The following is a 20591-nucleotide window of genomic DNA, read 5'->3' as shown; positions in this document are numbered from 1 at the left end:
CACCTCGGGACATGCCCCGTCGACGGGCGCGGATAACCCCTATGTGTAGAGCAACCTCGCCATTCTCCGCGAAGCCACCAGCAGGCCGATCGCCACCATGGCCAGCAGATAGAGCACGTCGAGCAGCCAGAGCCACCCACCGCTGCCCAGCGCCACCCCCCGGATCAGGTGCACCGACCGGTACAACGGGGTGATCTCGACGAGCCAGTGCAGCACTGTCGGATAGGCCTGCGCCGGCACGAACGTGCCGGAGAAGAGGAAGAGCGTGAACTGTGCGGAGCCCATCAGGTCGAAGTCCTGCCAACTGCGCATGAAGGTGGAGATCGCCATGCCGATCGCCCCGAACGCGAACCCGACGAGCACCGCCGCCGGGAGTGCGGTCAGCGCGCGGGTGACGCTCGTCAACCCCAGCGCCACCATCACCCCGAGGAACGCCGCCGAGTAGGCGCTGCCCCGCAGCATCGCCCAACCCAACTCGCCCACGGCGATCTCGAACGGCCGTACCGGGGTGGCGATCATCCCGTCGTACAGCTTCATGTACTTCATCTTGCCGAAGAAGTTGAACGTGGTCTCCGCGAGCGCCCCGGTCATCGCCGAGGACGCGAGCATCGCCGGGGCCACGAACTCGGCGTACGAGACCAAGCGCCCGTCGGGCAGCGGCAGGTCACCGACGAGCGCGCCGACGCCCACCCCGATGGAGAGCAGGTAGAGCAGCGGCTCCACGAAGCCGGACAGCAGCAACAGCCAGTAGACCGACTTCAGCGCCGCGACGTTACGCCCGACCACCGACGCCGACCGCCGGGACGCGGCGGAGACGTCGACCAGCCGGGGCAGGATCAGCGTGACCACGACACCCTCTCTGCTTGCTGTTCGGAAGAGTCGCCGGTCAGACGACGAGCTTGCGACGGAAGGCGCGCACCGCCAGCAACCAGCCGGCGACCGCCCAGACGGCCAGGTACAGCAGATGCCCGGCGACCGACCACTGTGGGGCCGCGCCCAGCGTGGCCGCGCGGCACAGGTCCACCGCGTGCCACAGCGGCGTCGCGTACGCCAGCCAGCGCAGCGCCTCCGGCAACGAGTCGACCGGAAAGAACACCCCGGCGAAGAGCGTCATCGGAATCACCGCGAACCGGAACAGCATCGCGAGCCAACTGTCGGTCGCCACCGACGCGGCGTACGCGAAGGTCGGCGCGGCGACGGCCAGCCCGAGCAACGCCACCACCGGCAGGGTGGCCAGCGCCCACGGCGACCGCAACGCCCCGAACAGCCCGGTGACCAGCAGGAACGCCGCGATCGTGGTGAGCACCCGGAACAGCACGAAGGCCAGGTGCCCGGCCACGATGTCACCCACCCGCAGCGGCGACGCACCCTGCGCGAAGTAGGTCTTGACCCACTGGAAGTTGCTGAACACCGGCCAGGTCGAGTCGCCGACCGTCACCTGGAGCGCGGTCGAGGCGATCAGCCCGGGGACCAGCCAGTCGAGGTAACGCACCCCGCCGACGCCCTGGTCGATGTAGGCACCGACGCCCAGCCCGAACCCAAGGACGGTCAGCACCGGCAGCAGGAACGAGGAGAACACCCCGGCCCGCCAGGTGCGCCGCAGACCCACCAGGTGGTGCTCGAACACCGCGTACGCCGGCACCCAGGGGAACCGCGCCAATCCCGTCACACTCACCCGACCACCCCGCTCTTCGCCACGACCTGTCTACCCCCGGGGTACGACAAACCGGTGGTCACCGTACGACGGCCCCGTCGACGTGTCGCCCGGGTTTCGCCACGTCGTTCCGGGTTCCCGTCGTTGATCGACTCGGTTTCCAGGAAGTCGCGGTGTCGGAGCCGTCCAGATGCCCCGACTTCCTGGAAGCCGAGTCGCCGGAACGGCGGGGCCGCTGGTTACCGGCGGACCGAGTCGGAACCCACGAACGCACGCCACGTGTCGGGCGGGAAGACGAGCACGGGGCCGGTCGGGTCCTTCGAATCGCGGACGGCCACCAGCCCGGGAAGGTTGGCGGCAACCTCGACACAGTTGCCGCCGCTGCCGTTGCTGCGAATGCTCTTGCGCCAGCGGGCGCCGCTCAGCTCCATGTCTCCGCCACTTCCGCGATCAGGTCGAGGGACTGCTGCTGCGATAGTGCCTCACCCCGGATCGACTCCCACACCTCGACCATCTGACGCACGTATTCGGACCGGTCGATCACCTGCCCGTGGCGTTGCCCGTCCAGGTAGACGACGTCCTCGCCGGTGGCGGTGGTGGCGATCACGAAGGGACCATCGAGCCCAGCGTACGCACCGGCAGAGAGCGGCACGACCTGGATTCGGACCCGGGGCAGGGCCGAACCGAGCTTCACCAGATGATGCAACTGCTCGCGCATCACCTCCAGCCCGCCGACGTGGCGGCGCAGCGCGTACTCGTCGATGACCAGGCTGAGCAGCGGTGGCCGGTCCCGTGTGAGCACGCCTTGCCGGTCAAGCCGGGCGGTCACCTGCTGCTCGACCTCGTCCGCCGCGAAGAGCCCGGCACCGGCCAGGATGGCGCGGGCGTACCCCTCGGTTTGCACCAGACCCGGAACGTACAGCGGCTCGAACGAGCGCAGCGCTGTGGTCTCCTGCTCGATCCCGGCCCAGTCGCGGAACCACGGCACCACTGCCTCCCGGCTGATCCGTCGCTGGATGCGTTCGAATCGGCCGTCGGCCCCGAACACGGTGTCACAGCGGCGGGCGAAGTCCAGGCTCGGCCGCCGCTCGGAGGTCTCCACCTTGGCGACCAGCGCCCCGGAATAGCTGAGCGCCTCGGCCAGCGCCGTCTGCGACATCCCGTTTGCGGCCCGGGCCAGCCGCAGCTCCTCGGCGAAGTGCTCCAGCATGGACGAACTCTCCACGGACAGCCTCCGTACATTCCCGTACCGTGCCGGGCCGATCGCCGTACGCCCCTGTCGTCGGCGCGCGGAACCTCCCAGGGTAGTCGGGCCATCACCAGACTGTCACGCAGCGGAACCGCTCACGGGATCGGACGGCGGGCGGAACCAGGCCGGGGAGCGTCCCGGTGACCCCCGATCCGGGGCGCTTCCCACCCACCTGATGGAGGTCCCTCGTGCGAGTCACCTGGTCGGCTCATGACGGCGGCGGGCGCTGATGCCCCGGTACCGCCCACACCTGGCGGCACGCCCGTCCTGGCGCTGCCGGGCCTGCGGTGCGGCATGGCCCTGCTCGCCGGCTCGCCTGGCGTTGCTCGGTGAGTACCGCGAGAACCGGGTCGGCCTGCTCGTCTACCTCGCCACGGTGCTTCACGAGGCGGCCGGGGACCTTGCCGGCCAGATCGGTCAGGACCGGCTGTACGACAGGTTCGTCACCTGGGCCAGAGCCCGTTGAACGGTGATCGTTGGCAGCTCAGCGGTGCGACGCGCCGGAGAAGGTGTGGCTGAGCTGCCAACGATCATTCAAGAGCGGTCAGTCGACCAGGGTGCGGCCGGTCAGGTGCAGGAAGACGTCTTCCAGGCCGCTGCGCCGGACCAGCACGTTCGCCGGCTGGAGCCCCAACGCGGTGACCTCGCCGACCGCCGCGTCGCCGTCGGGCACGTAGAGCAGGACCCGGTCAGGCAGCACCTCGACCCGCTCCCCCAGCCCGTCGAGCTTGCCGGCGAACGGCTCCTGCGACTCGGCGGCGAAGCGCAGCTCGACGACCTCACGGGTCGAGTGCTGCTCGATCAACGCCCGGGGTGAGCCTTCCGCGACGATACGGCCGCCGTCCATGACGACCAGACGGTCACAGAGCTGCTCCGCCTCGTCCATGTAGTGCGTGGTGAGCACAAGCGTCACGCCCTGCTGCTTGAGCCGGAACAGCCGCTCCCACACGAGGTGCCGGGCCTGCGGGTCCAGCCCCGTGGTCGGCTCGTCGAGCAGCACGATCTCCGGATCGTTCACCAGCGCGCGGGCGATCGTCAGCCGACGCTTCATGCCACCGGACAGCGGCTCGACCTTGCTGTCGGCCCGCTCGGTGAGCTGGACGAAGTCGAGCAGCTCGGCGGCGCGCTCCCGGGCCGCCCGGCGGGAGATGCCGAAGTAGCGGGCGTAGACGGTCAGGTTCTCCCGAACGGTCAGCTCCGGATCGAGGTTGTCGAGCTGCGGGCACACCCCCAGGCGTGCCCGGATCGCCGGCCCGTCAGCCACCGGATCCATGTCGAGGATGCGCAGCTCGCCCCCGCTGGGCGGGGAGGTGCAGCCGATCATCCGCATGGTGGACGACTTGCCCGCGCCGTTGGGCCCGAGGAAGCCGAACGCCTCACCCGAGCGCACCTCGACGTCGATGCCGGCGACGGCGCTGAAGTCACCGAACCGCTTCACCAGCCCGCGAGCCTGAATCAGTGGTCGCCCCGAAGTCACCGCCCGACCCTAACCGCCGGGTCCGACACCTCTCCACGCAAATACCCGCCGGCGGACCACCGACGGCGAAACGCCGATCGATGCCCCACCCGTCATCCGATCGACGTGTATCGTCCTTCCGTGCCACCCATCAGCACGCCCGATGGCTCACCGTCACCTGCCCGACCAGCCAACTCTCCCGTTGACGAGCCCGACACGAGCCCTGGCGGCGAGACCGCGACGGATCCCGGCGACGGCTCCGCGACGAGCCCTGGCGGCGAGCCAGCAGCGAGCCCCGGCAACGGGCTGCCCCGACCACGGCCGGCAGCCGAGCCGACCGGGCCCGGTCCATCCGGGCAGGCGACTCGCGACCTGGCCACCCAGTTCGAGGACGAGAAACCGGGGCGGGTGCTCTCCGGGCCGGCGGGGCTGATCCTCACCACCGCGGCACTGGCGGTCGGCGCTCTCGCCCTGTGGCAGGTGTTCCGTCCTCTTTCGCAGGGCAGCAAGTACTATCTGATCATCTTTCTGGCCGGCGTACTCCCGCTTGTCTTCCTCGCCTACCCGGCCGACCTGCGGCTGCCGGCCCGCTTCCGCACCCGGCGACAACCCGCGTCGACGCGGCCCACTGTGACCGACTGGGCGCTGGGCGCCCTGGCGGTCGCGGCCTGTCTCTATCCGGTCCTGCCGATCCGGATCGGCAGCGGTGGCGGTGGCTACAACGCCTTCCTCGACCGGCAGGGTCTGCTGGCACCGACCGATCTGGTGTTGGGCACCGTCCTGCTGCTCCTGCTGCTCGAAGCGTGTCGACGCACCACCGGTTGGATCCTGCCCGCGGTCTGCCTGCTGTTTCTCGGCTACGGCTACTACGGCGGGTTGCTGCCGCAGTCGTGGCCTGTCGCGCACGCCGGGCTCGACTTCAGTCAACTCGTCGACGCGTTCTACAACTCCGACAGCGGCTTCTACGGCACGCCACTCGACGTGGCCGCCTCGTACATCGTGCTGTTCACCATCTACGGTGCGGTGCTGGAGTTGTCCGGGGCCGGGCGGTTCTTCGTCGACCTGTCGGCGGCGGCGTTCCGACGTTCCCGGACCGCCGCCGGGCGCACGGCGGTGGCGTCCGGTTTCCTGCTCGGCACCGTCTCCGGGTCGGGGGCGGCGACGACAGTGAGCATCGGTGCGGTCACCTGGCCGCTGCTGCGCCGCGCGGGTTATCCGCCCGAGCGGGCCGGCGGCATGCTGGCCGCGGCGGGGGTGGGCGCCATCCTCTCCCCACCCACACTGGGTGCGGCGGCGTTCATCATCGCCGAGTACCTGGGCGTCTCGTACCTCCAGGTGCTGGGCTGGGCAACGGTGCCGACGGTGCTCTACTACCTCGGCATCCTGCTCGCCGTGGAGATCGACGCCCGCCGCTCCGGCGTACGCCATGTGGTGATCGACGTCGGCTCGCCGTGGCGTCTGCTGGCCCGGTTCGGCTACCACTTCGCCTCGCTGATGGCCATCATCGTGTTCCTTGCCGTCGGTGTGTCGGCGACGAGGGCTGTCGTGTTCGCCATCGTCGTCGCCGCCGTGCTCTCCTACCTGGACCGCGCGCACCGGCTCACCCCGGGCCGGCTGGTGACCGCGCTCGTCACCGGCGTACGCGGCGTCCTGGCCGTCACCGCTGTCTGCGCCGCGGCCGGCATCATCACGGCGACGACCACGAAGACCGGCCTCGGGCCGCAGGCGGCGGCGTTGCTGATCGGCGGGGCGCGGGCCGCCACCTCGGACCCGACGCTGGTGCTGGTGCTCACCGCGCTGCTCGCGGCCGTCGCGCTCAGCCTGCTGGGCCTGGCCGTGCCGGTCACCGCGTCGTTCGTGATCGGTTGGGTGATCGTCGGTCCGGCCCTGCTCGATCTGGGCGTCGCCGCTCCGGCGGCGGCGATGTTCGTCTTCTACTTCGCGGTGCTGTCCGAGGTGTCCCCACCGACGGCGCTGGCCGCGGTGGCCGCCGCCGCGGTCACCGGCGGCCGGCTGGTGCCGACCATGTGGCAGACCCTGCGGTACGCGCTGCCGGCGTACCTGACCCCGATCGCGTTCGTCATCACGCCGGCCGGCCTGGGTCTGCTCGGTGTCGGCGGTGTCCAGCGGATCGCCGTCGCTTCCGCGGTCACAGCGCTCAGCGTGGCGGTGCTCGCCGTCGCCGCGGGTGGTTGGTTGCCCGGTGTGGGGCCGGCGGGCGCCCCGGAACGGGTGCTGGGTGCCGTCGCCGGCGTCACAGTGCTCTGGCTGGAACCCGTGCCTGTCATGGTCGGCGCGGCGCTTGCCGTCGTCGCGGCGGCGGGTGTGTTCGCCCGACGCGCGTCCGCCGGGCGGTCCTCGTCCGGATCATCAGCCCATCGTGTGGAGGAACAACTGTGAGACGAATCGACGTACGCCTCGCGGCGGGCCTGAGCGCGCTCGCCCTCGTCACGGTCGGCAGCGTGGGTTGTGGAGGTCAGCAGGGCGGTGCGGCGACCGACGACACGGCCAGCGATATCACCTGCGAGGTGACCAGGGAGACGCGCGTCGGCATCGCCACCGGCAACGCGACAGGCGTCTACTACGTGGTCGGCAACGCCCTGGCCGGGCAGTTGTCCGGGGCGACCGGCGGCAAGCTCACCGGCACCGCCGCCGAGACCGGCGCGTCGGTGCAGAACGTCGAGCAACTCGTCGCCGGCCAGTACGACGTGGCGTTCTCGCTGTTCGACACGGCTGTCAACGCGGTCGAGGGCAAGGGCAGCTTCACCGCGCCGCAGCCGGTGCAGGCGCTGGCCCGGATCTACGACAACTACACGCAGGTGGTGGTCCGCAAGGACTCGGGGATCACCTCGGTGGCCGACATGCGGGGCAAGCGGATCTCCACCGGCTCCCCGAAGTCCGGCACCGAGGTGATCGCCAACCGGTTGTTGGAGGCCGCCGGCCTCGACCCGGCAAAGGACATCCGGGCGCAGCGACTGGACCTCACCAAGACGGTGGAGGGCATCAAGGATGGCAGCGTCGACGGTTTCTTCTGGTCGGGAGGTCTGCCCACCGGAGGCCTGACCGACCTGTTCACCACTGCCGGCGACTCGGTGACCTTCGTGGACCTTTCGCCGTTGCTGCCGAAGATGACCGCGCTGAGCCCCGGCTACCAGGGAGGCACCATCGGGCGGGACGCGTACCGGACGGCGACCGACACCCCGACCATCGTCGTGCCCAACGTGCTGCTGGTCCGCAAGGACCTGGACGCCAACGTGGCCTGCGCGATCACCCGGACGGTGTTCGACAAGCGCGACGCCCTGGCCCAGGCCAACCCGGCGGCCAAGGGGATCTCACTGGAGAAGGCCCGCCGGACCCTGCCGGTGCCGCTTCACCGAGGCGCCGCGAAGGCGCTGACGGACCTCGGCGCGAACTGACCGGGCCTGGTCAGCCGTCGGCCGGCGCGGTGGCGGCGCGGGCCACGGCGACCAGCCGGTCGGTCTCGGCGAACAGGCCCTCGTCGTCCGCCGGTGTGCCGGGTTCGAGTCGGACCGTCCAGGTCAGACCGTCGACCCCGGCCACGCGGCGGGCCGCGACCCGTGCCGCGCCGCCGGGCACCGGCTGCTGCTCGGTGTACGCGACCGAACGGGTCACCCGGGCCCGCACCTGGTGCGGCAACTCCCCCGGGTCGAGCAGCAGGTACGTCTCGGCGGTGCCGTCGAGGACGACCGTGTAGCCGTCCCGGTCGACGAGCGGCTCGGCGGGGGTGACTGTCAGCTCCCGGCCGGACCAGACCGCCTTGAGGACGCTGTGCCACCCGAGCCGGTGCCCGCGACCGGGCAACCACAACCCGAGGTTGGTGGCGACCACCACCCCGTCGCCCTCGCCGTTGCCGGCGGCGGCCCAGGCCAACACCCGTTCGTCGGCGGTCAGCGGCGGCCGGTCGGCCGGCGGCAGCTTCGGCTTACGGTTGAACAGTCCCATCTAGAGGCCTCCCGCGGCCTGCTCGCGCAGCGCGCGGGCGTGCTGCTCCAGGGACAGCAGCTCACCGAAGGCGGCGAAGTACTCGTCCTTGTTGTTGACCGGGTTGATCCGCTGGATGCGTGACTTGAGGTCCCGGACCCGGGCGGTCACCGACCCGAACTGCACCCGGGCCATCGTGATCGACACATAGCGTGGGTCCGGCTCGGCGTCGATCCGCATTGGCTCGACGGCCAACTCACCGACCAGCGCCGCCGCTGCCAGGTCGTCACAGGCGTCGCGGACCTTCTCGATCCAGACCGCGCCGCCGGTCGCCGACGCGACGCCACCGGCCGCCGCGATGGCCGTCCGCACGGCGACGTGCACCGGGTGGCGGTATTCGGTGGCCTCGACCGCGTCGAACATCGGCCCGGCCAGGACCGGCTGCTGGAGGGCGAGCTTCAACGCCTCCCGCTCGACCATCGACAGCGGGCTGTCCAGTGCCGGTTCTGGGCGGGCCGGGGCGGGCCGGGCGGCGGGTGCGGTGTCGCGGCTGGCGGGCGGCGGGGTGTTGGCGGCGGCGAGCACCGCCCGCTGCACCGGCTCGATCTCCATGCCGAGGTCCATGGCGAGCTTGCGGACGTACTCCGGGCGCTTCTCCCGGTCCTTGAGTCGCGCGACGAGCGGCGCGGCGTGCCGCATGGCCTCGACCCGGCCGTCGACGGTGTCCAGGTCGAAGCGGCCGATCATGTGCCGCAGCGCGAAGTCGACGAGCGGCTCCCGACGGGCGACCAGGTCACGCACCGCCAGGTCACCCTTGGCCAGCCGCAGGTCGCACGGGTCCATGTTGTCCGGGCTGACCGCGATGAACGTGCGCCCGACGAAGCGCTGATCATCTTCGAAGGCGCGCAGCGCGGCCTTCTGCCCGGCGGCGTCACCGTCGAAGGTGAAGATGATTTCGCCGGCCACCTCGTCGCTGTCGAACAGGAGCCGCCGCAGGACCGAGATGTGGTCCGTGGCGAAGGCGGTGCCGCAGGTCGCCACCGCCGTGGTCACCCCGGCGAGGTGACAGGCCATCACGTCGGTGTAACCCTCGACGATCACCGCCCGACCCTGCTTGGCGATCTCCCGTTTGGCCTGGTCGATGCCGTAGAGCACGTGCGACTTCTTGTAGATCGGCGTCTCGGGGGTGTTCAGGTACTTCGGGCCGTCGTCGTCGTCGAAGAGCTTGCGCGCGCCGAAGCCGATCACGTCACCGGCGAGGTCGCGGATCGGCCAGAGCAACCGGCGGCGGAACCTGTCGATGAGCGAGCCGGAGCGGGACTCCCGGGACAGCCCGGCGGTGACCAGCTCCTGGTGGGTGAAGCCCCGCTGACGCAGGTGCTTGGTGAGCAGGTCCCAACCCTCCGGCGCGAACCCGCAGCCGTAGCGTTCGGCGGCCGCCCGGTCGAAGCCCCGTCGGGCCAGGAACTCCCGGGCCGGGCGGGCACCGGCGGTGCCGAGCTGACCGCTGTAGAACTCGACAGCGGCGGCGTGCGCGGCGACCAGGCGCTGCCGCTGACCCTGCTGCGGGCGGGGACGCGGGGTGCCCCTGTCGTCCTCGATGTAGCGCAGTTGGATGCCGGCGCGGCCGGCCAGCCGCTCGACCGACTCCACGAAGCTGAGGTGGTCAGCGTCCATCAGGAACTTGATCGCGTCGCCGCCGGCCCCGCAGCCGAAGCAGTACCAGACGTTGCGGGCCGGGGACACGTTGAACGACGGACTCTTCTCGTCGTGGAACGGGCACAGGCCCTTGAGGTTGCCGCCACCGGCGGACTTCAAGGTGACCGTCTCGGAGATCACATCCCCGATCGAGGTGCGTTCCCGGACCAGTGCGATGTCCTCGTCCCGGATCCGCCCAGCCATGCGCCACCCCCTCGCCGTACATCCTGCCCTGCCGGACCGACGACACGCCGGCCGGGGGACGCCGGTGTGGCGGCGGCCGCTGCCGGCTGGGCGGTTCCGGCCCGCCGGCCGGGTCCGCACAGGGACCATGACCAGATGCGCCGGGTACGAAGCCACGCCCCCCGCCTGCCGAGGTGGCTGGCCGGACGGGTCGGGCTACCCGATCAGACCCCCGGTGAGGACGAGGCAGGGCACCGGCACGCCACCTGGCTGGAACTCTTCCTCGACCTCATCTTCGTGTACGCGCTGGCGGCGGTGGTGGCTCGGCTGGGTGGCGAGCCACGCCCATCGCCGACCGACGTACTGGCCGTGATCGGGCTCTTCGTGGTGGTCCAGTGGGCCTGGATGGGGCAGGTCTACTACGACACCCGGTTCGACCCGGACGACGCGCTGCACCGCGTGCTGGTACTCGTCGCGCTCGTGGGCGCGGGTGCGATGACCCTCGGGGTCGACGAGGTGCCGGAGAGCGTGCTCCTGCCCATCGGGTACCTGATCGTGCGGGGTGTGCTGCTCCTGCTGTACCTGCGCGCCCGTTCCACCAGCCCGATGGCCCGGATGGTGACGACCATCTACCTGATCGGCTTCGGGTCGGGCTGGTTGATCTGGTTGGTGTCGCTGATCGTGCCCACCGAGCTGCGGCCCGTCCTGTGGATCGTCGCGATGGTGATCGAACTGTCCACGCCCTGGGTCGGGGCGCGTTGGCTCAACCGCTGGCCGGTGGACAACAGGCACCTGCCGGAACGGATCGGGCAGTTCACCATCATCGTGCTGGGCAGTGCGTTGGCCAGCCTGCTCTTCGCCGTACCGGACCATCCCCCGCCACACATGATCCTCACCGCCGCGCTGGCGTTCCTGATCCCGGCGGCCGTCTGGTGGGTCTACACCACGTTCGTCACCACCCGTCTGCTTCAGCGGCGGCTCCGGGGCGGGCAGGCATACAGCTACCTGCACATTCCGCTCGGCGGTGCGCTGCTGCTGCTCGGTTGGTCGCTCGGGCAGGTGGTCCGGCTCGTCGACGACAACACCCACCACCTGCCGCTGGAGTTGCGGCTGCTGCTCGGCGCATCGATGGTGGTCTGGACGCTCTGCGGTCTCGCCCTGTACTGGTTGTGGACCCGGCCGAGCGCCGCCCGGTTGGCGATCGCCGCCTACGGGGTGGCCTCGGTCTCCCTGATCACCGTGACGGTGCACCGACCGAGGCTGATGTTGTCGCTGCTCTCCCTGGCCGTCGTCGGGTACGCCGCCCTGGTCAGCCGGCGACTCGCCAAGGCCGGCGAGTCGAACCAGCCGCCCGAGGGATGAGCGGCGCTCAGGCCACCCCGGCCGGCTGTGCGGTGCTCGTCTCCTCGGCCGCCACCTGCTGGTTCCAGTCGGCCTTGGTGGAGCGCCAACCCTCGTCGTCCATGCCGCGCCGCCAGTAGCCGGAGATGGAAAGCCGATCGAGGGGTACGCCCCGCTCGCCGCGCAGCAGCCGGCGCAACTCCCGCACGAAAGCGGCCTCGCCGTGCACGAACGCGTGCACCTGGCCGGCCGGGAACTCCAACGCCCGCACCGCCGCCACCAACGCCTCGCCCACCGGGCGGTCGCCGCGATGCAGCCAGGTCAGCTCCACAGCCCCGGGGCTGAGCAGCTTCTGCTCCTCCGCCAGGTCGGCGATCTCCACGAGGACGTGGGCCCGGGCACCCAGCGGCAGGCGCTCACACGCGGCGGCGATCGCCGGCAGGGCGCTCTCGTCACCGACCAGCAGGTGCCAGTCCGCGTCCGGGTTCGGGGCGTACGCGCCGCCAGGGCCGACGAAGTGCACCGGGTCACCCGGGCGCAGCGCGGCGGCCCACGGGCCGGCCAACCCCTCGTCGCCGTGGTGCACCACGTCGACAGTCAACTCCCCGGCCAGCGGGTCCCAGCGCCGCACCGTGTACGCGCGCAGCCGGGGCCACTGCTCCCGGGGCAGGTCCCGGCGGATCGCGGCGAGGTCCAGCGGCTGCGGGTACGCGACGTTCGGCTGCGGGAACACCACCTTGATGTAGTGGTCGGTGAACTCGCCCACCGGTAGACCAACCAGCTCGTCCCCACCGAGGACGATCCGGATCAGGTGCGGGGTGGGCCGCTCGGTGCGCAGCACCCGGGCCAAGGTGACGTTCCTGGGGCGTTCCGTCATGTCAGTTAGGCTAGCCTAAGCTGGCTCGTGGTCAACCGGTGGCGTGCCTCCGCCGACCAGTCGGGTGTGCCAACTCACCGCCGCCGGGTCGGTCAGCGAGGCGACCTGGTCGATCACCACCCGCAGTCTGGTCGTGTCGTCCGGGGCGGCCCGCCACAGCGGGGCGAAGACCGGGTCCAACCCCTCCGGAGCGCGCCGCACCAGCACCGCCACCAACTCCGCCAACATCGTCCGCTGCCGCTCGTAGCGGCCCCGGAAGCCACTGCGACGCATCACGTACCGCAAAGCGATGCCCTTGAGCAGGGCACACTGTGCCCGGACCAGTCGGGGCACCACCAGATCGGCCCCGTAACGGCGGTGCGGGCCCGGACCGAAACGCTCCTCCGTGGCGGACACCGCAGCGGACACGAACAACCCGGTCACCCCGCTGGTGGTGGCCTTCAACGCGACCTGCGCACGATGACTGCCGTCGTACCCGGCGAACGGGGCGAGCAGCGGACCGGCCAACAGATCGACGAGCACCTCGGCCAGGTCCCCCGCGGACTCCCCCGAATAGGCGGCGGCCACGTCCGCGCAGAGCGCGGCCCGCTCGTCGGCGTCGGTGAGCAGCCTGTGCAACGTCACGTAGCCACCGTGGATGCCGTCCTCCACGTCGTGCACCGAGTACGCGACATCGTCGGCCCAGTCCATCACCTGGGCCTCCAGGCACCGCCGTACGCCTGGCGCACCGGCCCGGATCCAGTCGAAGACGGCAGCGTCGTCGGCGTACACCCCGAACTTGCGCTCCCCCGGCCGGCGCGGCCACGGGTACTTGCCGATCGCGTCGAGCGACGCCCGGGTCAGATTCAGCCCGGCCGACGAGCCGTCCGGGGCGAGCACCTTCGCCTCCAGGCGGGTCAACACCCGCAGGGTCTGCGCATTGCCCTCGAAGCCACCGCAGGGCGTGGCGAGCAGGTCCAGCGCGGCCTCGCCGTTGTGCCCGAACGGCGGGTGCCCGAGGTCGTGCGCCAACCCCGCGACATCCACCACGTCCGGGTCGCAACCCAACCGGGCACCCATCTCCCGGGCGATCTGAGCCACCTCCAACGAGTGGGTCAGCCGGGTACGCAGGAAGTCGTCGGTGCCGGCGGTGTGCACCTGCGTCTTGGTGGCCAGTCGGCGGAACGCCGCCGAGTGCAGCACCCGGGCCCGATCGCGCTCGTACGGCGACCGGCGGTGCCCGGTGTCCTTGGGCGGCTCCTCGACCAACCGCGCGTCCGCCGCGCCCGCCTCACTTCTCACGCAGATTCAACTGTTCGCGACTGCGGGGCTCGCAAGACCGGCTCACTCCTCACTTCTCACGGAGGACGCAGAACTCGTTGCCCTCCGGGTCGGACAGCACCGTCCAGTCGGCCTCACCCTGGCCGATGTCGACGTGCCGGGCGCCCATGTCGACCAGGCGCTCGACCTCGGCCTCCCGGTTCGCGGGGCGCAGGTCGATGTGCAGCCGGTTCTTGCGCTCCTTGCCGTCGGTCGCCGGCACGAAGACCAGGCCGGGCAGGCGGTCGGCGGACTGGCGGATCTCCACCTCGTCGGGCTTCTCGGTGACGACCTGATAGCCGAGCGCCTCGGCCCACCAACGGGCCAGTCGGGCCGGATCGCGGGCGTCCACAACGAGGCTGTCCCAGACACTTGTCATGCAGTCACCTCTTTCCGTTCGACGCGGCGCCCAATCGGCCGTGTACGAGCGAGCCAAGATTACGCCCGCCACCGTTGCCCGACCCGCTCACGACGCATCGACGAATGGCACACAACCACCGATTGGCCCACAGTTGCCGACCGATCGCCGACGGTTACGGGCTCGCGGCCGGAAGTGGCCAGCGGTAGCGTTCCCAGCGCGGAACGTGACCAGCCGACTGACACGTTGAGCCGACCGGTGAGGGGTGACGCTCGTGGACGCAGACACGGTGCTGGGAACGGAGCTACGCGGGCTGCGCCGACGCCGGCCCGACATCGCCGGTACGGTGCTCGCCGGCACCGACGGCCTGCTCATCTCCAGCGACCTCCCCAGCACCGACGCCACCCATCTCGCCGCGCTCGCCGCCGCGAGTTTCGGGCTCGGGCACCGGGTGGCCGACACCGTGCGGCAGGGTGAGTTCCGGGAGTCGGTCGTCTGCACCACAGCCGGCTGCGTGGTGACCTACCCGGCCGGGCAGAGCGCCCTGTTGACCCTCGTCACCGTGTCGGCGCCGGCGGACCTGGAGGCGCTGCACGACGAGGCGCGGGCGGTGGCACGCCGGGCGGGCTCGTTCCTCGACGTACGCGGCGGCGGAGGCATCGGAGCGACAGCCGTGCCGGACGCGCACGCCCCGCTTGCCACGCGTACCCCGATGGCGACCCTGCCGGCGCAGTTGCGCCGCTCGGCCCGACCCACCTGGCGTCGCCCGCCGATCTGAGGCGCCGACGGCGACCGGGGTGACCCGGCCGCCGCCGACGTGCGTCAGCGGCTGTCCGACCCGCCGCTCTCCACCACCGCCCGACCGGCCTCCAGCCGGGCCACCGGCACCCGGAACGGCGAGCAGGACACGTAGTCCAGGCCGACCTCGTGGAAGAAGTGCACCGAGTCGGGGTCGCCACCGTGCTCACCGCAGATACCGAGTTTCAGCCCCGGCCGGGCGGCCCGGCCCTCCTCGGCGGCGATCCGGATCAACCGGCCGACGCCGTCGCGGTCGATCGACTCGAACGGCGAGATGCCGAAGATGCCCAGCTCCAGGTAACGCCAGAAGAACGCGCCCTCCACGTCGTCACGGGAGAAACCCCAGCCCATCTGGGTCAGGTCGTTGGTGCCGAAGGAGAAGAACTCGGCGGCCTCGGCGATCTGCCCGGCGGTCAGCGCCGCCCGGGGCACCTCGATCATGGTGCCGATCAGCACCTCGACGCCGCTGTCCCCAACCACCTCGGCGATGATCTTTTCGGCCTCGGCGCGGACCGTCTCCAGTTCCTGCACCGCGCCGACCAACGGCACCATGATCTCCGGTTTCGCCGCGCCGCCGCCGCGCGTGCAGCTGACCGCCGCCTCGGCGATCGCCCTGACCTGCATCGCGAAAAGACCGGGGATGACCAGGCCGAGGCGTACGCCGCGCAGCCCGAGCATCGGGTTCTCCTCGTGCATCCGCCGGACGGCGGCGAGCAGCGCCTCCTCCTTCGCCACGTCCTCGCCGCGTTCCTGGGCCACCGCCACGTTCACGGCAAGCTGCTCCAGCGGCGGCAGGAACTCGTGCAACGGCGGGTCGATGAGCCGGACGGTGACCGGCAGGCCGTCCATCTCACGGAAGATCTCCTCGAAGTCGGCCCGCTGCAACGGCAGCAGCGCCGCCAACGCCGCCTCCCGCTCACCCGGGGCGCGGGCCAGGATCAGCCGCTCGACAAGCTCCCGCCGATCGCCGAGGAACATGTGCTCGGTCCGGCACAGCCCGATGCCCTCGGCACCGAAGCGCCGGGCCCGGGCGGCGTCCGCGCCGGTGTCGGCGTTCGTCCGGACCGCCAGCCGCCGCTTCCCGTCGGCATGCGTCATGATCCGGTGTACGGCCCGGACCAGTGGGTTGTCGATGTGCTCGGGGTCGAGGCTGCCCTCGAAGTACTGCACGACCTCGGAGGGCATGACCGGCACCTCGCCGAGGTAGACCTTGCCGGTGGTGCCGTCGATGGACACCACATCGCCCTCGTCGACGGTCTGCCCGGCGACGGTGAACCGCTTCGCCGGCACGTTCACCTCGATCGCGTCGGCGCCCGAGACGCAGGTCTTGCCCATGCCCCGGGCCACCACCGCGGCGTGACTGGTCTTGCCGCCGCGCGAGGTGAGGATGCCCTTCGCGGCGATCATGCCGTTCAGGTCGTCCGGATTGGTCTCCCGACGCACCAGGATCACCGACCTGCCCTCGGCGGCCAGCTCGACGGCTCGGGCGGAGGTGAAGACCACGGTGCCGGACGCCGCGCCGGGCGAGGCGCCGATGCCGGTGGCGACCGGCGCGAACTCGTGGTCGAGTTGGAAGCGGGGGAACATCAGCTGAGCCAGTTGCGCGCCGTTCACCCGGTGCAACGCCTCGTCCAGGTCGATCAGGCCCTCGTCGACGAGCTGCCCGGCGATGACGAACGCGGCGGCGGCGGTGCGCTTGCCGACCCTGGTCTGCAACATCCACAACTTGCCGCGTTCGATGGTGAACTCGATGTCGCACAGGTCCCGGTAGTGCTCCTCCAGCCGGGCCATGATGCCGAGCAGCTCGTCGTAGGAGGACTTGTCGAGCTGCTCCAACTCCTGCAACGGCACCGTGTTGCGGATGCCGGCGACCACGTCCTCGCCCTGGGCGTTGGCCAGGTAGTCGCCGTAGATGCCCTGCGCGCCGCTGGCCGGGTCGCGGGTGAACGCGACCCCGGTGCCGGAGTCGGGGCCCAGGTTGCCGAAGACCATCGTCACCACGTTGACAGCGGTGCCGAGGTCGGCCGGGATGCGCTCCTGCCGGCGGTAGAGCACGGCGCGCTCGGCGTTCCACGACTCGAAGACCGCCCGGATGGCGAGGTCGAGCTGTTCGCGTGGCTGCTGCGGGAACTCCCGACCGGTGTGCTTCAAGAAGATCTTCTTGTACGCGTCGACAAGTCCACGCAGGTCGTCGGCGTCCAGATCCAGGTCGTTGTCCGTACCCCTGGCGCTCTTGATCTCGTCGAGGGCGTGCTCGAACTCCTCGCCCGGCACCTCGCAGACGGTCTTGCCGAACATCTGGATGAGCCGGCGGTACGAGTCCCAGGCGAACCTGTCCGCGCCGCCGGAGGCGGCCTGACCTGCCGAGCCGCTCGCCTGTCGTGCGAGTCCTTCCACGCTCTGGTCGTTGAGACCCACGTTGAGGACCGTCTCCATCATGCCCGGCATGGAGAACTTGGCACCGGAGCGGACGGAGACCAGCAGGGGGTCCTGCGGGTCGCCGAGGCGCTTGCCCATCGCGCGTTCGAGCGACTCCAGGTGCGCTTCGATCTGACCGGCGAGCCCGTCCGGCTCCCGCCCCGTCGCGAGGTACGCCTGGCACGCCTCGGTGGTGATGGTGAATCCGGGCGGGACGGGCAGGCCCAGGTTGGTCATCTCGGCGAGGTTGGCCCCCTTGCCGCCGAGCAGTTCCTTGAGGTCCTTGTTGCCTTCGGAGAAGTCGTAGACGTATTTGTGATCGACGGTCTCTTGCGCTGCCACCAGAGCCTCCACAACACACGCGCCGGATGGAAAACTTAACGAAGGTTAAGGGAACATCGGGTGACCTGGGACCGTTCGGTGACAATTGGCACAGCCCTCACGACTATCCGTGTTCGTACCGGTTTTTGGGAACGCTTCCATGCGCACCATCACGCATCCCGGCCGACGTCGTACGCTTGACGGCACGCCAGCCGGTGAACCTCACTTTTGCCATAACCGACGCGAATACACCCCCCGGAGTCGCCGCCGTGTCGACCACCCCCACCCCCGGCCCCACCGCCGTCCCCGCGCCAGTGCCGGCGGAGGAACCGGACGCGGCCACCCTGGCCCACGCGGCCGAGCAGACGGCGGCCACGCTGCTCACCACGGCCGGCCCCCACCGGCTGACCGACGTCGTCCCCGCCCCCTACCACGTCCAGCCGGACCCGGCAGCCGACTGGGTCCTCCCGGCCGACGCGATCATCGTGGCCAGTGCCGACCCTGCCGCGCTGGCCGTCGCCGAGCAGCTCGCCGACCTCCTGCGCCCGGCCACCGGCTACCCGCTGCCCGTCACCGACTCCACCACGCCGACGCCCGCCGGTGGCATCGCGCTCGTGCTCGACGACAACGCCGACCCCGGCGCGGAGGGCTACCGCCTCGACATCACCACCCATGGGGTACGCGTCACCGCCGCCACCGGCGCCGGCCTCTTCTACGGCGTACAGACGCTCCGCCAACTCCTACCGGCGGCGATCGAAAGCCCCGAGCCGGTCACCGAACACTGGGCGCTGCCCGGCGGGACCATCACCGACACGCCCCGCTTCCCCTACCGGGGCGCGATGCTCGACGTGGCGCGGCACTTCTTCGCCGTGGAGGACGTGCTGAGGGTGGTCGACCACCTGGCCCGCTACAAGCTCAACCACCTGCACCTGCACCTCACCGACGACCAGGGTTGGCGGATCACCGTCGACTCCTGGCCGAAGCTGACCACGGTCGGCGGCACCACCGAGGTCGGCGGCGGCCCCGGCGGGCACTACACGACTGCCGACTACGCGCGGATCGTCTCCTACGCGGCCTCCCGCCACATCACTGTCGTACCGGAGATCGACCTCCCGGGCCACACCAACTCGGCGCTCGTCGCCTACCCGGAGCTGGCGCCGGACAAGACCCCGCCGCCGCCTTACACCGGCACCGAGGTCGGCTTCAGCTACGTCGACCCGGCCGACGAGCGGACGTACGACTTCGTCGCCGACGTGTTGGGCGAGGTGGCCGCGCTCACCCCCGGCCCCTGGTTGCACGTCGGCGGCGACGAGGCGTTCAAGGTGAAGGGCGAGGTCTACACCGGTTTCGTCGAACGGGTCCAGCGCATCGTCGCCGACCTCGGCAAAGCCGTCGTCGGCTGGCACCAACTCGCGCCCGCCGCCCACGTCGACGGGCGGGTCCTCCAGTGGTGGGGCACGAACGGCGAAGACCCCACCACCGTCGACGCCGTACGCCGGGGCGCCCGACTGATCGTCTCCCCCGGCAACCACGCCTACCTGGACATGAAGTACGCCGCGGACACCCCGATCGGGCACGACTGGGCCGGCCTCATCGACGTACGAAAGGCCTACGACTGGGATCCGGGTACGCACGTCGCCGGCGTACCGGCCGAGGCTGTTCTCGGTGTCGAAGCCCCGCTCTGGACCGAATCGGTCACCTCGCTGGCGGACATCGAACTCCTGCTCCTGCCTCGCCTCCCCGCCATCGCCGAGTTGGGCTGGTCACCCCGGGCACGCCACGACTGGGCCAGTTTCCGCGACCGCCTGGCCAGCCAGGGCCCACGCTGGACGACAGCCGGGATCACCTACCACCGCGCGCCCGAGATCCCCTGGCCCACCACCCCGACCATCCCCACCCAGCGCACCACGCCCCAACCCGACACCGCCACCCGCTGACCTCCACCTCAGCCCACGCGTGCCGAGGGCCGGCCGGGCATGGCCGGTGAGGCAGGCCTGGCCGGGGCCTGGCCAGTGAGGCGGGCCTGGCCAGTGAGGCAGGCCTGGGCAGTGAGGCGGGCCTGGCCGGGGCCTGGCCGGTGGGTCAGTTGCGGGGCGGGTCGGTTCCTCGGTGTCAATGACCCAGACAGGCATGATCCACTCGGCTTTCAGGAAGTCGGGGAGTCCCAGCCGCTCGGACACCGCGCTTTCCAGGAACCCGAATGGGTCATGCCGTCCAGGCCGTCGTGTCGGATTCTTCTGGCGGCTGGGTGCGCATCCATGGGGTTTTTGTCGGGTTTGGTGTTCCTGTCGGGTGGTCGGGGCCACTCCGGCGGTGGAATCGGCGGCCGGCCTAGGTCGTTATACCTGGCAGACCACCGCGACCGTCGAGTCGCAGGGCACCGGGCGCGGCAGCCGCCGGGAACATCCGCCGAGCCGCCCCGGTTACACCCCCCGCACCACCGAGCACCACCACCCTGGCAACGCGGGAACACCCCGCAGGCCGGGACCGTTACACCCCCGCACGGCCGAGCACCACCACCGCCCGGCAACGCGGGAACACCCCGCAGGCCGGGACCGTTACACCCCCGCACGGCCGAGCAGCATCCCGGCCGACCACCTGTGGGCAGGCGGAATGATCCGCCGCCAGCACCCGTTACACCCTGTCCCGACGCCGACCCCCCCTCGCGGGTCGCCGGGCACCCCCAAAACCTTTCCCCCACACGACCACCCCCGAGGTCGCGCGGGTGTCCCCCCGAATGCAGAGGAGCACGCCATCATGCGTACCGATCTGATCCGTAAGACCACCCTCACCGCCGCCGGCCTCGCGTTCACCGGCGCAGCCATCGCCGGCCCCGTCACCACCGCGTTCGCCGCACCCACCACCGCCAAGCCCACCACCCAGACCCAGACCGACCGCAAGGGCGGTCACGGCGAGCGGGAACTCGGCGTGCGCTACGAAGCCCAACCCAACTTCTACTACTGCGGCCCCGCCGCCACCCGCAACGCCCTCAGCGTG

Annotated in this window: 16 protein-coding genes and 2 pseudogenes; 7 read left to right on the top strand and 11 right to left on the bottom strand. The window is 71.0% G+C overall.

The window, feature by feature from the left end:
- Positions 1 to 39: 39 nt before the first annotated feature.
- The 4 genes from ABZ406_RS11515 to ABZ406_RS11500 all read right to left on the bottom strand — a co-directional run bounded on the left by ABZ406_RS11515 (position 40) and on the right by ABZ406_RS11500 (position 2879).
- Entirely contained in the window at positions 40 to 849 is an 810-nt protein-coding gene (locus ABZ406_RS11515) for an ABC transporter permease (RefSeq protein ID WP_357759071.1), read from the bottom strand.
- A gap of 37 nt (positions 850 to 886) precedes the next feature.
- Positions 887 to 1675, bottom strand: a complete 789-nt coding sequence (locus tag ABZ406_RS11510; RefSeq protein WP_357759068.1) for an ABC transporter permease — start codon at positions 1673 to 1675, stop codon at positions 887 to 889.
- 218 nt (positions 1676 to 1893) lie between these two features.
- Entirely contained in the window at positions 1894 to 2085 is a 192-nt protein-coding gene (locus ABZ406_RS11505) for a DUF397 domain-containing protein (RefSeq protein WP_357759065.1), read from the bottom strand.
- Entirely contained in the window at positions 2076 to 2879 is an 804-nt protein-coding gene (locus tag ABZ406_RS11500; RefSeq protein ID WP_357759062.1) for a helix-turn-helix transcriptional regulator, read from the bottom strand. The genes ABZ406_RS11505 and ABZ406_RS11500 overlap by 10 nt, the downstream gene beginning before the upstream one ends.
- A gap of 253 nt (positions 2880 to 3132) precedes the next feature.
- On the opposite strand from ABZ406_RS11500, the gene ABZ406_RS11495 reads away from it, so the two are divergent.
- Positions 3133 to 3369, top strand: a complete 237-nt coding sequence (locus tag ABZ406_RS11495; RefSeq protein ID WP_357759059.1) for a flavin reductase — start codon at positions 3133 to 3135, stop codon at positions 3367 to 3369.
- Positions 3370 to 3447: 78 nt separating this feature from the next.
- On the opposite strand, the gene ABZ406_RS11490 is transcribed toward ABZ406_RS11495, so the two are convergent.
- Positions 3448 to 4380, bottom strand: a complete 933-nt coding sequence (locus tag ABZ406_RS11490; protein WP_357759056.1) for an ABC transporter ATP-binding protein — start codon at positions 4378 to 4380, stop codon at positions 3448 to 3450.
- 120 nt (positions 4381 to 4500) lie between these two features.
- Between ABZ406_RS11490 and ABZ406_RS11485 the strand changes: the two genes are divergently transcribed.
- Positions 4501 to 6759, top strand: coding sequence for a TRAP transporter fused permease subunit (locus ABZ406_RS11485; RefSeq protein WP_357759054.1), 2259 nt, complete (start codon positions 4501 to 4503; stop codon positions 6757 to 6759).
- On the top strand, positions 6756 to 7775 hold the full coding sequence (locus tag ABZ406_RS11480; RefSeq protein WP_357759051.1) for a TAXI family TRAP transporter solute-binding subunit: 1020 nt from the start codon (positions 6756 to 6758) through the stop codon (positions 7773 to 7775). The genes ABZ406_RS11485 and ABZ406_RS11480 overlap by 4 nt, the downstream gene beginning before the upstream one ends.
- Positions 7776 to 7785: 10 nt before the next feature.
- Here ABZ406_RS11480 and ABZ406_RS11475 read toward each other — a convergent pair whose 3' ends face one another.
- Both ABZ406_RS11475 and dnaG read right to left on the bottom strand, forming a co-directional pair.
- Entirely contained in the window at positions 7786 to 8322 is a 537-nt protein-coding gene (locus ABZ406_RS11475; RefSeq protein WP_357759048.1) for a hypothetical protein, read from the bottom strand.
- Positions 8323 to 10225 (bottom strand): annotated as a pseudogene (gene dnaG / locus ABZ406_RS11470) (DNA primase).
- A 113-nt stretch (positions 10226 to 10338) separates the two neighbouring features.
- Here dnaG and ABZ406_RS11465 point away from each other — a divergent pair.
- Positions 10339 to 11544, top strand: a complete 1206-nt coding sequence (locus tag ABZ406_RS11465) for a low temperature requirement protein A (RefSeq protein WP_357759044.1) — start codon at positions 10339 to 10341, stop codon at positions 11542 to 11544.
- 7 nt (positions 11545 to 11551) lie between these two features.
- Here ABZ406_RS11465 and ABZ406_RS11460 read toward each other — a convergent pair whose 3' ends face one another.
- The 3 genes from ABZ406_RS11460 to ABZ406_RS11450 are packed head-to-tail and all read right to left on the bottom strand — an operon-like array spanning position 11552 to position 14078.
- A complete protein-coding gene (locus tag ABZ406_RS11460) occupies positions 11552 to 12400 on the bottom strand; it encodes a siderophore-interacting protein (RefSeq protein WP_357759041.1) in 849 nt (282 codons plus the stop codon).
- A 15-nt stretch (positions 12401 to 12415) separates the two neighbouring features.
- Positions 12416 to 13681 carry a deoxyguanosinetriphosphate triphosphohydrolase gene (locus ABZ406_RS11455; RefSeq protein ID WP_357759037.1) on the bottom strand — a complete coding sequence of 422 codons (1266 nt, stop codon included), beginning with the start codon at positions 13679 to 13681 and terminating at the stop codon, positions 12416 to 12418.
- A 49-nt stretch (positions 13682 to 13730) separates the two neighbouring features.
- Positions 13731 to 14078: a VOC family protein gene (locus ABZ406_RS11450; protein WP_357759034.1), complete on the bottom strand. Its 348-nt coding sequence runs from the start codon at positions 14076 to 14078 to the stop codon at positions 13731 to 13733.
- Positions 14079 to 14331: 253 nt separating this feature from the next.
- Here ABZ406_RS11450 and ABZ406_RS11445 point away from each other — a divergent pair, with 253 nt between their 5' ends.
- Positions 14332 to 14835: a roadblock/LC7 domain-containing protein gene (locus tag ABZ406_RS11445; protein WP_357759031.1), complete on the top strand. Its 504-nt coding sequence runs from the start codon at positions 14332 to 14334 to the stop codon at positions 14833 to 14835.
- Between the two features lie 44 nt (positions 14836 to 14879).
- Here ABZ406_RS11445 and ppdK read toward each other — a convergent pair whose 3' ends face one another.
- On the bottom strand, positions 14880 to 17615 hold the full coding sequence (ppdK, locus tag ABZ406_RS11440) for a pyruvate, phosphate dikinase (RefSeq protein ID WP_357759028.1): 2736 nt from the start codon (positions 17613 to 17615) through the stop codon (positions 14880 to 14882).
- A gap of 248 nt (positions 17616 to 17863) precedes the next feature.
- On the opposite strand from ppdK, the gene ABZ406_RS11435 reads away from it, so the two are divergent.
- Both ABZ406_RS11435 and ABZ406_RS11430 read left to right on the top strand, forming a co-directional pair.
- Entirely contained in the window at positions 17864 to 19531 is a 1668-nt protein-coding gene (locus ABZ406_RS11435; RefSeq protein ID WP_357759025.1) for a beta-N-acetylhexosaminidase, read from the top strand.
- Between the two features lie 820 nt (positions 19532 to 20351).
- Positions 20352 to 20591 (top strand): annotated as a pseudogene (locus ABZ406_RS11430) (phytochelatin synthase); the annotation flags it as partial.

It is taken from the genome of Micromonospora sp. NPDC005710, assembly GCF_040630995.1.
In the GTDB taxonomy this organism is placed as follows: domain Bacteria; phylum Actinomycetota; class Actinomycetes; order Mycobacteriales; family Micromonosporaceae; genus Micromonospora.
This window is presented reverse-complemented; position numbering and strand designations above follow the sequence as displayed.